At 57.7% G+C, this 12,881-nt stretch carries 13 protein-coding genes; 9 read left to right on the top strand and 4 right to left on the bottom strand.

From position 1 onward, the window contains the following. Positions 1-146 precede the first annotated feature (146 nt). Entirely contained in the window at positions 147-1,814 is a 1,668-nt protein-coding gene (ettA, locus tag HMPREF1024_RS07770) for an energy-dependent translational throttle protein EttA (RefSeq protein ID WP_004204211.1), read from the bottom strand. Positions 1,815-2,042: 228 nt separating this feature from the next. Here ettA and sltY point away from each other — a divergent pair, with 228 nt between their 5' ends. Both sltY and trpR read left to right on the top strand, forming a co-directional pair. Further along, a complete protein-coding gene (gene sltY, locus HMPREF1024_RS07765) occupies positions 2,043-3,980 on the top strand; it encodes a murein transglycosylase (protein ID WP_032451406.1) in 1,938 nt (645 codons plus the stop codon). Positions 3,981-4,068: 88 nt separating this feature from the next. After that, positions 4,069-4,398: a trp operon repressor gene (gene trpR, locus HMPREF1024_RS07760; protein ID WP_004204213.1), complete on the top strand. Its 330-nt coding sequence runs from the start codon at positions 4,069-4,071 to the stop codon at positions 4,396-4,398. Here trpR and yjjX read toward each other — a convergent pair. Continuing rightward, positions 4,385-4,900 carry an inosine/xanthosine triphosphatase gene (yjjX, locus tag HMPREF1024_RS07755; RefSeq protein WP_004204215.1) on the bottom strand — a complete coding sequence of 172 codons (516 nt, stop codon included), beginning with the start codon at positions 4,898-4,900 and terminating at the stop codon, positions 4,385-4,387. The two genes, trpR and yjjX, sit on opposite strands and share 14 nt — an antisense overlap. Positions 4,901-5,013: 113 nt before the next feature. On the opposite strand from yjjX, the gene gpmB reads away from it, so the two are divergent. Then, complete coding sequence (gene gpmB, locus HMPREF1024_RS07750; RefSeq protein ID WP_004204216.1) at positions 5,014-5,661, top strand: 2,3-diphosphoglycerate-dependent phosphoglycerate mutase GpmB; 648 nt, start codon at positions 5,014-5,016, stop codon at positions 5,659-5,661. Here the strand turns inward: gpmB and robA are convergent. Then, a complete protein-coding gene (robA, locus tag HMPREF1024_RS07745) occupies positions 5,658-6,527 on the bottom strand; it encodes an MDR efflux pump AcrAB transcriptional activator RobA (RefSeq protein WP_004204217.1) in 870 nt (289 codons plus the stop codon). The genes gpmB and robA overlap by 4 nt on opposite strands. A 209-nt stretch (positions 6,528-6,736) precedes the next feature. On the opposite strand from robA, the gene creA reads away from it, so the two are divergent. From creA to creD, 4 genes are read left to right on the top strand one after another with little or no spacing between them, the layout of a single operon-like run. Next, complete coding sequence (gene creA / locus HMPREF1024_RS07740; RefSeq protein WP_009309170.1) at positions 6,737-7,210, top strand: protein CreA; 474 nt, start codon at positions 6,737-6,739, stop codon at positions 7,208-7,210. A 12-nt stretch (positions 7,211-7,222) separates the two neighbouring features. Further along, positions 7,223-7,912: a two-component system response regulator CreB gene (creB, locus tag HMPREF1024_RS07735; protein WP_009309171.1), complete on the top strand. Its 690-nt coding sequence runs from the start codon at positions 7,223-7,225 to the stop codon at positions 7,910-7,912. Next, positions 7,912-9,336 carry a two-component system sensor histidine kinase CreC gene (creC, locus tag HMPREF1024_RS07730; protein WP_009309172.1) on the top strand — a complete coding sequence of 475 codons (1,425 nt, stop codon included), beginning with the start codon at positions 7,912-7,914 and terminating at the stop codon, positions 9,334-9,336. Before creB ends, creC begins: the two co-directional genes overlap by 1 nt. 59 nt (positions 9,337-9,395) lie before the next feature. Next, positions 9,396-10,748 carry a cell envelope integrity protein CreD gene (gene creD, locus HMPREF1024_RS07725; RefSeq protein ID WP_009309173.1) on the top strand — a complete coding sequence of 451 codons (1,353 nt, stop codon included), beginning with the start codon at positions 9,396-9,398 and terminating at the stop codon, positions 10,746-10,748. A 63-nt stretch (positions 10,749-10,811) separates the two neighbouring features. On the opposite strand, the gene arcA is transcribed toward creD, so the two are convergent. Further along, positions 10,812-11,528, bottom strand: coding sequence for a two-component system response regulator ArcA (gene arcA, locus HMPREF1024_RS07720; protein ID WP_002887843.1), 717 nt, complete (start codon positions 11,526-11,528; stop codon positions 10,812-10,814). Positions 11,529-11,623: 95 nt separating this feature from the next. On the opposite strand from arcA, the gene yjjY reads away from it, so the two are divergent. Together yjjY and HMPREF1024_RS07715 are read left to right on the top strand one after the other, a co-directional pair. Continuing rightward, positions 11,624-11,764, top strand: a complete 141-nt coding sequence (yjjY, locus tag HMPREF1024_RS30755) for a protein YjjY (protein WP_004146984.1) — start codon at positions 11,624-11,626, stop codon at positions 11,762-11,764. A gap of 397 nt (positions 11,765-12,161) precedes the next feature. Beyond that, positions 12,162-12,848 carry a tRNA/rRNA methyltransferase gene (locus tag HMPREF1024_RS07715; RefSeq protein WP_032451403.1) on the top strand — a complete coding sequence of 229 codons (687 nt, stop codon included), beginning with the start codon at positions 12,162-12,164 and terminating at the stop codon, positions 12,846-12,848. Positions 12,849-12,881 lie beyond the last annotated feature (33 nt).

Below are 12,881 nucleotides of genomic sequence, written 5' to 3' on the forward strand. Positions count from 1 at the left end.
GCCTTGCCTATCCCCTCGTTGCGTGTCTCAGAAAGGCAACTTGCGTTGCCTTTTTACTTTTACCTTTGCCCTCACCCCGGCCCTCTCCCGGTGGGAGAGGGAGCAAAACATTAAAAAAAGGCAACTTGCGTTGCCTTTTTTGCATTTTATTTTGAGATACGTTTGTACTTGATTCGCTTGGGCTCCAGCGCGTCGGCGCCGAGAGTGCGTTTCTTGTACTCTTCGTACTCGGTAAAGTTACCTTCGAAGAACTCCACCTTACCTTCATCCTGGTAATCCAGAATGTGGGTGGCAATACGGTCAAGGAACCAGCGGTCGTGCGAGATAACCATCGCGCAGCCCGGGAACTCCAGCAGGGCGTTTTCCAGCGCGCGCAGGGTTTCGATATCCAGGTCGTTGGTCGGTTCATCGAGCAGCAGGACGTTACCGCCGACCTGCAGCAGCTTCGCCAGGTGCAGACGACCGCGTTCACCGCCGGACAGCTCGCCAACGCGTTTACCCTGGTCGACGCCTTTGAAGTTAAAGCGGCCCACGTAGGCGCGGCTCGGCATTTCGGTGTTGCCGATCTTCATGATATCCAGGCCGCCGGACACTTCTTCCCACACGGTTTTGCTGTTGTCCATCGCGTCGCGGAACTGATCGACGGAAGCCAGCTTAACGGTTTCACCCAGGGTGATGGTGCCGGAATCTGGCTGTTCCTGGCCAGACATCATGCGGAAGAGGGTGGATTTACCCGCGCCGTTCGGACCGATGATGCCGACGATAGCGCCTTTCGGTACCGAGAAGCTCAGATCGTCGATCAGCACGCGGTCGCCGTAGGATTTGCGCAGATGGCTGACTTCCAGAACTTTATCGCCCAGACGCGGGCCTGGCGGAATGAACAGTTCGTTGGTCTCGTTACGTTTCTGGTATTCAACGTTGTTAAGCTCTTCAAAGCGCGCCAGACGGGCTTTGCCCTTAGACTGACGGCCTTTCGCGCCCTGGCGTACCCACTCGAGCTCTTTCTCGATGGATTTGCGGCGTGCGGCTTCCTGAGAAGCTTCCTGCGCCAGACGCTGATCTTTCTGCTCCAGCCAGGAGGAGTAGTTGCCTTCCCACGGAATACCTTCGCCGCGGTCAAGTTCGAGGATCCAGCCGGCGACGTTATCGAGGAAGTAACGGTCGTGGGTAATCGCCACCACGGTGCCTTCGAAGTCGTGCAGGAAGCGTTCCAGCCAGGCGACGGACTCGGCGTCGAGGTGGTTAGTCGGTTCGTCGAGCAGCAGCATATCCGGTTTTTCCAGCAGCAGGCGGCACAGTGCGACGCGGCGGCGTTCACCACCGGAAAGATTAGCGATTTTCGCATCCCAGTCCGGCAGGCGCAGGGCGTCGGCCGCGCGCTCCAGCTGCACGTTCAGGTTGTGGCCGTCGTGCGCCTGGATAATCTCTTCGAACTTGCCTTGCTGTGCGGCAAGCTTATCGAAGTCCGCATCCGGCTCGGCGTATTTGGCATAGACTTCGTCCAGACCCTTCAGCGCGTTAACCACTTCGGCGACCGCTTCTTCCACGGACTCGCGCACGGTGTGCTCCGGGTTGAGCTGCGGCTCCTGCGGCAGGTAGCCAATTTTAATGCCGGGCTGCGGACGCGCTTCACCTTCGATCTCGGTGTCGATACCGGCCATGATGCGCAGCAGGGTAGATTTACCGGCGCCGTTCAGACCGAGCACACCGATTTTCGCGCCAGGGAAAAAGCTGAGGGAGATATTTTTCAAAATATGACGTTTCGGCGGAACCACTTTGCCGACACGATGCATGGTATAAACGAATTGAGCCACGTTGGACTTCGCCTCTTTCTATTTTGATAGATAGTTCAAAGCCGAAGTGTAGCCTTTTTCGCGCGCTAATCCCAGCGAGGCGACAGGATTCACAGAAGCGTAAAAAAATGTTCAGGACATGGCGCGTTTAGCGTTGTCTGATTAGCATAAGTAAAGCCGCCTGCCGAACCGGCAGGGGCTTTTAAGCGGCACGATGCTGCGAAAATGCACCTGAAAGAGGAAGAGCTTGTGGAAAAAGCCAAAAAAATGGCGTGGCATCTTTTGGCTGCCAGCGTTGGTCTGTTGGCGTTGAGTCAGCTGGCGCATGCGGATTCACTGGATGAACAGCGCAGCCGCTACGCACAAATTAAGCAGGCGTGGGATAACCGGCAGATGGATGTGGTTGACCAGCTGATGCCCACGTTAAGCACCTATCCCCTGTATCCCTATTTGCAGTACCGGCAGATTACCGACGATCTGATGAACCAGCCGGCGCTGGTGGTGAAAAACTTTATTGACGCCAACCCGACGCTGCCCCCGGCGCGTTCATTACGTTCGCGTTTCGTGAATGAACTGGCCCGGCGCAGCGACTGGCGCGGCTTGCTGGCGTTTAGCCCCGATAAGCCGACCAGCACCGAGGCGCAGTGCAACTACTACTACGCCAAACTGAGCGTGGGTCAGTCGCAGGAGGCCTGGAGCGGAGCGAAAGCGCTCTGGCTGACGGGCAAGAACCAGCCCGGCGCCTGTGAACCGCTGTTCAGCGCCTGGCGCGACTCCGGCCAACAGGATCCGCTGGCCTATCTCGAACGGATCCGCCTGGCGATGAAGGCCGGCAATATTGGGTTGGTGAAATCGCTGGCCCAGCAGATGCCTGCCAACTACCAGAGCATCGCCAGCGCCGTGGTCGCCCTGGCTAACGATCCTAACAGCGTTCTGACCTTTGCCCGCACCACCGGGGCGACGGACTTTACCCGCCAGATGGCCGCCGTCGCTTTCGCCAGCGTCGCCCGTCAGGATGTGGAAAATGCCCGTTTGATGATCCCTTCGCTGGTGCAGGCCCAGCAGCTCAATGAGGATCAGACCCAGGAGCTACGCGATATTGTCGCCTGGCGCCTGATGGGGAACGATGTGACCGAAGATCAGGCCATCTGGCGCGACGATGCGATTATGCGCTCGCAGTCCACGCCGCTGGTGGAGCGGCGGGTACGGATGGCGCTGGGGACGGGCGATCGCCATGGTCTGAATACCTGGCTGGCGCGCCTGCCGATGGAGGCGAAAGAGAAAGACGAATGGCGCTACTGGCAGGCGGATCTGTTGCTGGAGCGCGGCAGGGACGAGGAGGCGCAGGCGATCCTCCGGTCGTTGATGCAGCAGCGGGGTTTCTACCCGATGGTCGCTGCGCAGCGTCTCGGCGAGGAGTATACCTTCCGCATTGATAAAGCGATTGGCACGCTCGATCCGGCGCTGGCCTCCGGTCCGGAGATGGCCCGGGTGCGCGAGCTGATGTACTGGAATATGGATAACACCGCGCGCACTGAATGGGCGAACCTGGTCACCAGCCGTAGTAAATCCCAGCAGGCGCAGCTGGCGCGTTACGCTTTTGATCAACACTGGTGGGATCTGAGCGTGCAGGCGACGATCGCCGGAAAACTGTGGGATCAGCTGGAGGAGCGCTTCCCGCTGGCCTATAACGATCTGTTTGCCCGCTATATCAGCGGTAAAGATATTCCGCAGAGCTACGCGATGGCGATTGCCCGCCAGGAGAGCGCCTGGAACCCGAAAGTGCGCTCGCCGGTCGGCGCCAGCGGGCTGATGCAGATTATGCCGGGCACCGCGACGCATACCGTCAGCATGTTCAGCATTCCCGGCTACAGCGGCCCGTCGCAGCTGTTGGATCCGGAAACCAACATCAACATCGGCACCAGCTATCTGCAGTACGTTTACCAGCAGTTCGGTAATAACCGCATCTACGCCTCGGCGGCCTATAACGCCGGGCCGGGTCGGGTACGCACCTGGCAGGGGAACAGCGCCGGACGGATCGACGCCGTGGCGTTTGTCGAGAGTATTCCGTTCTCGGAAACACGCGGCTACGTGAAGAATGTCCTCTCCTATGACGCCTACTATCGCTACTTTATGGGACAGCAGGATAAGCTCTTCAGCGATGCGGAGTGGCGGCAGCGTTACTGATCGCCGGGAAGTATGTTATGCTTTGTACTCGTTGATGAGTACATTCGACGGGCAGCGTAAGCTGCCCGTCTCAATATGGTGGCGCGATATGACCCAACAATCTCCCTATTCCGCGGCCGTTGCCGAACAACGTCATCAGGAGTGGCTGCGCTTTGTGGCGCTGCTACAGCAGGCCTATGCGCAGGATCTGCATCTACCGTTGCTGCAGCTCATGCTGACCCCTGATGAGCGTGAAGCGCTGGGGACTCGGGTGCGCATTATCGAAGAGCTGCTGCGCGGTGAGATGAGCCAGCGCGAGCTGAAAAATGAGCTCGGTGCCGGCATTGCGACCATTACCCGCGGGTCCAACAGCCTGAAGTCGGCGCCGGTTGAGCTGCGCCAGTGGCTGGAGCAGACGCTGTTGGCTAGCGATAAATAGCGTTGTGGAACGGGCTTAACGCCAGCACGACCGCCTGATGGTAAACGCTGCTGCGGGTTAATTTGCCGCCGGTGAAAACCCCAATCGCTCCCTCTTTACGACCAATCTGATCGATGCCGGTATACTGCGACATGACCGGCCCGAGGGCTTCGCCAGCGCGAACCTGCTCAAGAATAACGTCAGGCAACGGCAGCGTGGCTGAGCGCGCTTCTCCGCGCTGGCTGGCGCTTTCGATGACCACCCAGCTAAAGGTACTGTCATCGTCAATTCCGGCTTCGATGGCGACCCAGAAATCGGCATGGGGCTGGGCGAGGCGCGCATTGGCGACGCGATTTCGTGCGCCAGCGCGCGTTTCCTCGCTGCCGAAGGGCTGTTCCGGCACGCCGCTCTCGACGGAGACGGACTCAATGTGGCAGGATCCTTCGCCGAAAATCTCGTCAAAAGCCTGCAGAATTGCCTGAATTTTGGCGGGATTAGTGGTCGCTGAGACAACATGGTGCATAATCAAAACAACTCAGAATAAACTAACGTCATCGCAGTATACTCTAAATCACCCCCAGGGCAGTCGGTAATGCCTGCAAGCGGTCGATAACGAGTTCAGAACGGAAAAAAAGCATGTTACAGGTATACCTTGTTCGCCACGGTGAAACGCAGTGGAACGCCGAGCGACGTATTCAGGGTCAGTCCGACAGCCCGCTGACCGCACACGGTGAGCGCCAGGCCTGGCAGGTTGGCGAGCGCGCCAGAACGCTGGGGATCACCCATATCATTACCAGCGATCTGGGGCGAACCCGTCGCACAGCAGAGATTATCGCCGAAGCCTGCGGCTGCAGCGTGATCGCTGATGCGCGCCTGCGCGAGCTGGATATGGGAGTGCTGGAGAAGCGCCATATTGACTCGCTCAGCGAAGAAGAAGAGGGCTGGCGCCGCCAGTTGGTCAACGGCACGCCGGATGGTCGCATTCCGCAGGGCGAATCGATGCAGGAGCTTAGCGAACGTATGCATGCGGCGCTGGCCGCCTGTCTGGAATTACCGGCCGGTAGTCGACCGCTGCTGGTGAGTCATGGTATCGCGCTGGGCTGCCTGGTGAGTACGATTTTAGGGCTGCCGGCATACGCAGAGCGTCGTCTGCGCCTGCGCAACTGCTCGATCTCGCGCGTCGATTATCAGCAAAGCCCGTGGCTGGCTTCCGGCTGGGTGGTGGAAACGGCGGGCGACGTCTCGCATCTTGACGCCCCCGCGATGGACGAGCTGCAGCGTTAACGGCGGATCGGGATCAGATACTCGCAGCGCAACTGAATCGGCGTGGCCTGATCCCGGCTTTCATCTTCAGGATAGAAGCGTTCAATATCCAGCCCCTTGCGACGCGTCAGGTTCAGCATCGGCATGCAGGTGCCGTAGACCGTCAGGATGAATTCCTGCAGGCCGGTACCCAGCCCTTCATACGTAAACATGACATACTCGCCGCCCTCCAGCGTCACCGGATGGGCGTTCTGCAGGTGGCCGTTAGCCATCTCCGGCGTCAGCGCGGTGGTATAGAACACTTCCTGCTCATCGTCTTTCTCCAGGCTCGGACGCGGTTCATGCAGCCCGTAGAGCACCGGGGGGATCGACGGCGAGTTGCCGAGGAAATCTCGCCAGAACTGGACCCGCATCTGGTTGCGGAAGTCGGAGATTTCCTCCAGCTTACAGGTATAGCTCTGAGTCACACCGAGCAGTTGAGTCGTGGGTAGGGCGACAAATTCATGTTTCGGCAGGGTAAACTCGCCAAGACGTAGCGGCGGACGCATACCGAACGAGCTCCAGTCCGGCGAGCGGCGGTAGAGAGCCGGCGTCAGCGAGAATTGCTTCTTGAACGCACGGGTGAAGGTCTGCTGGGAGTCGAAACGGTACTGCAGCGCAATATCAAGGATTGGACGGGCGGTAAGGCGTAATGCGACAGCTGATTTCGACAACCGGCGCGCGCGAATATAGGCACCGATAGCGTGGCCGGTGACATCCTTAAACATTCGCTGCAGATGCCACTTGGAATAACCTGCCTTCGCCGCCACATTGTCCAGAGAAAGCGGCTGATCCAGGTGACCTTCCAGCCAGCTAAGGAGATCGCGAATAATCCCTGCTTGATCCATAAAATGTCCCCATCCTTAAACACAGGTGCCTGATATTAAAGTAGCGGATAATAGCATTTTTTGATGTTTTAGCATTCAGTGTTTTTTTTGCTTTTAAATGCGGTAGGTCAGTGGATCTGAACGATAATTTTGTAAAGCTGTGATCTATAAACCTTTTCTGCTAGGTCCGTGATAATCACTTAGCTATATTTTTTAATAATGGTAACAATATGAAATACAAGAAGTTTGCGATGGGCCTGCTGTTGCTGGCCGGCTGTCAGGTTGCTCAGGCGGAGCAGATTGGTTCCGTGGATACGGTCTTCAAATGGTTAGGACCGGATCACAAAATTGTCGTCGAAGCCTTTGACGATCCGGATGTACAGAACGTGACCTGCTATATCAGCCGGGCGAAAACCGGCGGGATCAAAGGCGGCCTGGGGCTGGCGGAGGATACCTCCGACGCGGCGATTTCCTGCCAGCAGGTCGGGCCGATTGAGCTGACGGACAAAATCAAAAATGGCAAAAGCCAGGGCGACGTGGTGTTCCAGAAGCGCACCTCGTTAGTATTTAAAAAGCTACAGGTCGTTCGCTTCTATGATGCGAAGCGCAATGCGCTGGTCTACCTGACCTATTCGGATAAAGTAGTTGATGGTTCGCCGAAGAACGCCATCAGCGCCGTGCCGATTATGCCCTGGAATAAATAAACGGGAGCGCGCATGCAGCAGCCATGGATTTGGTTAGTTGAGGATGAACAGAGTATCGCCGATACCCTGGTTTATATGCTCCAGCAGGAGGGCTTCCAGGTCACCGTCTTCGACCGCGGGTTGCCCGCGCTGGAGGCGGCGGCGCATCAGGCGCCCGATGTCGCCATCCTCGACGTTGGCTTGCCGGATATCAGCGGCTTCGAGCTCTGTCGGCGCCTGCTGACGCGCTTTCCGGCGCTGCCGGTGCTGTTTCTCACGGCGCGGAGCGATGAGGTCGATAAGCTGCTGGGGCTGGAAATCGGCGCTGACGATTACATCGCCAAGCCGTTTTCGCCGCGCGAAGTTTGCGCGCGGGTGCGCAGCGTGCTGCGACGGCTGCAAAAATTTGCCGCGCCTTCGTCGGTAGTTCGCGTCGGCGAGTTTGTGCTTGACGAGCAGGCGGCGTCGATAAGCTGGTTCGGCCAGCCCCTGAACCTGACGCGCTATGAATTTCTGCTGTTGAAAACTTTGCTTCACGCGCCCGGTCGCGTTTTCTCCCGTCAGCAGCTGATGGAGCGGGTATGGAGCGATGCCTGGGAAAGCCTCGACCGCACCGTCGACACCCACATCAAAACCCTGCGCGCTAAACTGCGGGCCGTGAATCCTGATTTGTCGCCAATCAATACCCATCGCGGGATGGGCTACAGCCTGGGGCGCAGCTGATGCGCATCGGCATGCGCCTGCTGCTGGGCTATTTCCTTATCGTCGCGATCGCCGCGTGGTTTGTACTGTCGATCTTTGTCCAGGAAGTGAAGCCGGGCGTGCGCCGGGCGACGGAGGGGACCCTCAACGATACCGCCACCCTGCTGGCGGCGCTGGCGCGTGAGGACCTGCTGGTGGCAAACCCGCAGCAGGGCAGGCTGGCGCAGGCCTTTCAACAGCTCAACCAGCAGCGGCTAAACGCCAACATTGGCGGAATTAAAAAGGTGCGTAATGAGTACCGCGTCTATCTGACCGATGCCCGGGGCAAGGTCGTGTTTGACTCCAGTGGAGAGGCGACAGGGCAGGACTATTCACGCTGGAACGACGTCTGGCTCACCCTGCGCGGGCAGTATGGCGCGCGCAGTTCGCGCAGCGATCCGCATGATGAAGCCAGCTCGGTGATGTATATCGCCGCGCCGGTGATGGATAAGGGGCGGATTATCGGCGTGCTGAGCGTCGGTAAACCCAACCTGGCGATGACGCCGGTCATTAAGCGCAGCGAGCGGCGGATCCTCTGGGCCGGCGGCGCCCTGCTGGGCATTGCGCTGTTGATCGGCTGCGGCGTCGTCTGGTGGATCAATTTCTCTATCGGTAAGCTGGTGCGCTATGCGGACTCCGTGACCGCTGACCGCCCGCTGCCGTTGCCGGAGGTCGGCAGCAGCGAACTGCGTAAGCTGGCCCAGGCGCTGGAGAGCATGCGGGTGAAGCTCGAAGGCAAAAACGCCATCGAAAACTATGTCTATGACCTGACGCACGAGCTGAAAAGTCCGCTGGCGGCTATTCGCGGTGCGGCGGAGATTCTGCGCGAAGGGCCGCCGCCTGCGGTGGCGGCGCGGTTTACTGAGAATATCCTTGCGCAGAACACCCGCATGCAGCTGCTGGTGGAGCGGTTACTCCAGCAGGCGCGACTGGAAAGCCGGCTGGAGATAAAGCTACAGCCGGTGTCGATAGATGCGCTATACCAACGCCTGGCGGAGGAGCGCGACATCGCCCTGGCGGCGAAAGCCATTACTCTGCGCTGGCAGGCGAGTGGGATGCTGGTCAATGGCGATGGCGAACTGCTGGCCCAGGCGCTGGGTAATCTGCTCGACAACGCGATTGATTTTACCCCCCAGGGCGGCGAGATCGCCCTGGGGGTAGAGAAACGAAATGCAGAGGTGCAACTGAGCGTAACGGATAACGGATGCGGTATTCCGGACTATGCCCTGACGCGGATCTTTGAGCGGTTCTACTCGCTACCGCGTGAAGACGGCCACAAGAGCAGCGGCCTTGGGCTGGCCTTCGTTCGTGAAGTGGCGCGCCTGCATCATGGCGATATCCGTCTGCGCAATCGGCCCGAAGGCGGCGTGGTCGCTACGCTGAGACTTCACCGTCCCTTCACATAGCTTCAAATTCTCCCCACACAGCCGCCCTATGGTGAGGCCATCACGATAGGGAGAAAGCTATGTTGAAATCACCGTTATTCTGGAAAATCACCACGCTAATAGGCTGTATTGTGCTGTTATCTCTACCTTTAATGATGGTCAGGGAGCTCATCAATGAGCGGGCTGATTATCGCAGCGAGGTAGTGGACGCCATTGAGCAGAGCACCAGCGGTTCGCAAAAACTCGCCGGGCCGCTGATCGCTATTCCGGTAACCGAGACGCTGACCCGCAGGGAAAACCAAAAAGAGGTCGCCTATCAGCGTAGCTGGGTGTACTACTGGCTGCCGGAGTCGCTGGCGGTCACCGGCAAACAGACCGTGGAGTCGAGAAGGGTGGGCATCTACAGCGGGCAGGTATGGCATAACGCCCTGCAGATTAAGGCCACCTTCGATCCGCTGCGTCTGGCGTCGCTGCGAAAAACGCATATCACCCTGGGCCTGCCGCGGCTGGTGGTGAGCGTCGGCGATGCCCGCGGCATTGGCGCCATCCACGCCCCGAAGGTTAACGGCAGCGTATTAAGCGTGGAACCAGGGCTGGGGATCAGCGGCGATGGGGCGGGCATCCATATGCGGATGCCTGCGCTGGCGGAGGACAACAAGCCGCTTGAGATTGCTTTTTCGCTCGATCTGAACGGGACGGGCGCATTTTCACTGGCGCCGCTCGGGCGCAACAGCGAGCTGCAGCTGACCAGTAACTGGCCGCATCCCGGCTTTCTCGGCAGCTTCCTGCCAACGAAACGCGAAGTGAATGCTGCCGGCTATCGCGCCCACTGGCAAAGCAGCTGGTTCGCCAATGATATGGGCAGCTATTTCAAGGATGATATGGAGATCCCGTGGTCGCGCTTACCGGCGTTCAGTGCCGATGTCATGTCGCTTGCCGACCAGTACCAGCTAACCGATCGGGCGACAAAATATGCCATCCTGTTAATCGGGCTGACGTTTATGGCCTTTTTCGCTTTCGAGAGCCTGACCCATCGACCCCTGCATCCGATGCAATATTTGCTGGTGGGCTTATCGCTGGTGCTGTTTTACCTGGTGCTGCTGGCGCTTTCGGAGCACATTGGCTTTACCGCCGCCTGGCTGGCCGCCAGTCTGTGCGGCGCGGTGATGAATGGGATCTACCTCCAGGCGGTGCTCAGGGGATGGCGCAACAGCCTGCTGTTTGTCGCCGCGCTGCTGCTGCTGGATGGGGTGATGTGGTTTCTGCTGCACTCCGAGGACAGCGCGCTGCTGTTGGGGACCGGTGTGCTGGCGCTGGCGCTGAGCATTCTGATGTTTTTGACCCGGCGAGTGGACTGGTATGCGTTATCGTTACCGAAAGGCAGTGCGCCGCCGTCTGCCGATGACGACAAACTGCGCCTGTGGAAAGAGTGACGGCATAAAAAAACGGCGCCCTCGGGGCGCCGTTTTCACATCATAGCTGCGGAATAACTCGCATTATTCCTGCAGATCGCCACAGAAACGGTAACCTTCACCGTGGATGGTAGCGATGATTTCCGGAGTATCCGGAGTGGATTCGAAGTGTTTACGAATCCGACGAATGGTCACGTCAACGGTACGGTCATGCGGCTTCAGCTCGCGACCGGTCATTTTCTTCAGCAGCTCGGCACGAGACTGAATTTTGCCCGGGTTTTCGCAGAAGTGCAGCATCGCGCGGAATTCACTGCGCGGCAGCTTGTACTGTTCGCCGTTCGGGCTAACCAGGGAACGGCTGTTGATATCGAGTTCCCAGCCGTTGAACTTGTAGCTTTCCACGCTGCGACGCTCTTCGCTCACGGTACCGAGGTTCATGGTACGGGAGAGCAGGTTGCGCGCGCGGATAGTCAGTTCACGCGGGTTAAACGGTTTAGTGATATAGTCGTCAGCGCCGATTTCGAGGCCAAGGATCTTATCCACTTCGTTGTCGCGGCCGGTTAAGAACATCAGCGCGACGTCGGCCTGCTCGCGCAGCTCGCGCGCCAGCAGAAGACCATTTTTACCCGGCAGGTTGATATCCATGATCACCAGGTTGATATCATTTTCAGACAGGATCTGATGCATTTCCGCGCCATCGGTCGCTTCGAATACATCGTAACCTTCTGCTTCGAAAATACTTTTTAACGTGTTGCGTGTTACCAACTCGTCTTCAACGATAAGAATGTGCGGGGTCTGCATGTTTGCTACCTAAATTGCCAACTAAATCGAAACAGGAAGTACCAAAGTCCCTGACCTGCCTGGTGCATGTCGCAAATTAACATGCGCGGCGTAACATGACTAAAGTACGTAATTGCGTTCTTGATGCACTTTCCATCAACGTCAACAACATCATTAGCTTGGTCGTGGGTACTTTCCCTCTGGACCCGACGGTGTCAAAAACGGCTGACATCCTAACCATTTTAACAGCAACATAACAGGCTAAGAGAGGCCGAACACCCAATAAAACTACGCTTCGTTGACATATATCAAGTTCAATTGTAGCACGTTAACAGTCTTGTGAAATCATTGCATCGCCATGCTCTTTATAGTCACAATCTTTACCCGGCTCAACTAGTTGCGTGGATAAATTAATAAATACAGTGAATCCAATGTCTGGAACGATGCGTCAGATGAAATTTCATTGCCCATCATATGGATAAATGGGTTCTGTTAACATACTCCTTGTCATGGCCTCCTGAGAACAGTTTAGATTTTTTTATGGGTAAGAAAACGCAATTTTAGTGATTTTTGTTGCAAATTTGTAAATTTTCACCGCGTAAAATGGGGGGCTCCGCGCCTCAGACAACGCCTGAGAGAGAGAATGAAACCGCAATGCGTTTAACGATTATTTTGGTCGGTCCTGCCCGGGCCGAGAACGTCGGTGCCGCCGCCAGGGCGATGAAAACCATGGGATTTCACGATCTGCGGATCGTGGACAGTGAAGCCCATCTGGCGCCGGCGGCACGCTGGGTGGCGCACGGCTCAGGCGACATCCTCGATGGCATCACCACCTATTCCACCCTTGCTGAGGCGCTGCACGACGTCGATTTTACCGTCGCCACCACTGCCCGCAGTCGCTCGCGGTTTCACTATTACGCCACGCCGCAGCAGTTGTTGCCGCTGCTGGAGGAGAAGGCGAACTGGATGACCCATACCGCGCTGGTATTTGGCCGTGAAGACGCCGGATTGACCAATGAGGAGCTGGCCCTGGCCGATGTGCTGACCGGCGTGCCGATGGTCGCGGATTATCCGTCGCTGAACCTCGGTCAGTCGGTGATGGTTTACTGCTATCAATTAGCATCGCTTATGCAACAATCGGCTCCCGCCGCTGCCGCGGCAGACCATCATCAGCTGCAGGCGTTGCGCCTCCGCACCATGGCCTTGCTTTCGCGTCTGGGCGTGGAGGACGATGCCAAACTGGCCGACTGGCTGTCGCAACGATTGGGGCTGCTGCAGCAGCGAGACACGGCAATGTTGCATCGTTTGCTGCATGATATTGAAAAAAACCTACCAGAATAAAGTTCTGTCATATTTTTTATTTATGGTTGCATG

This window comes from Klebsiella sp. 4_1_44FAA (assembly GCF_000238715.1).
In the GTDB taxonomy this organism is placed as follows: Bacteria; Pseudomonadota; Gammaproteobacteria; order Enterobacterales; family Enterobacteriaceae; genus Klebsiella; species Klebsiella pneumoniae.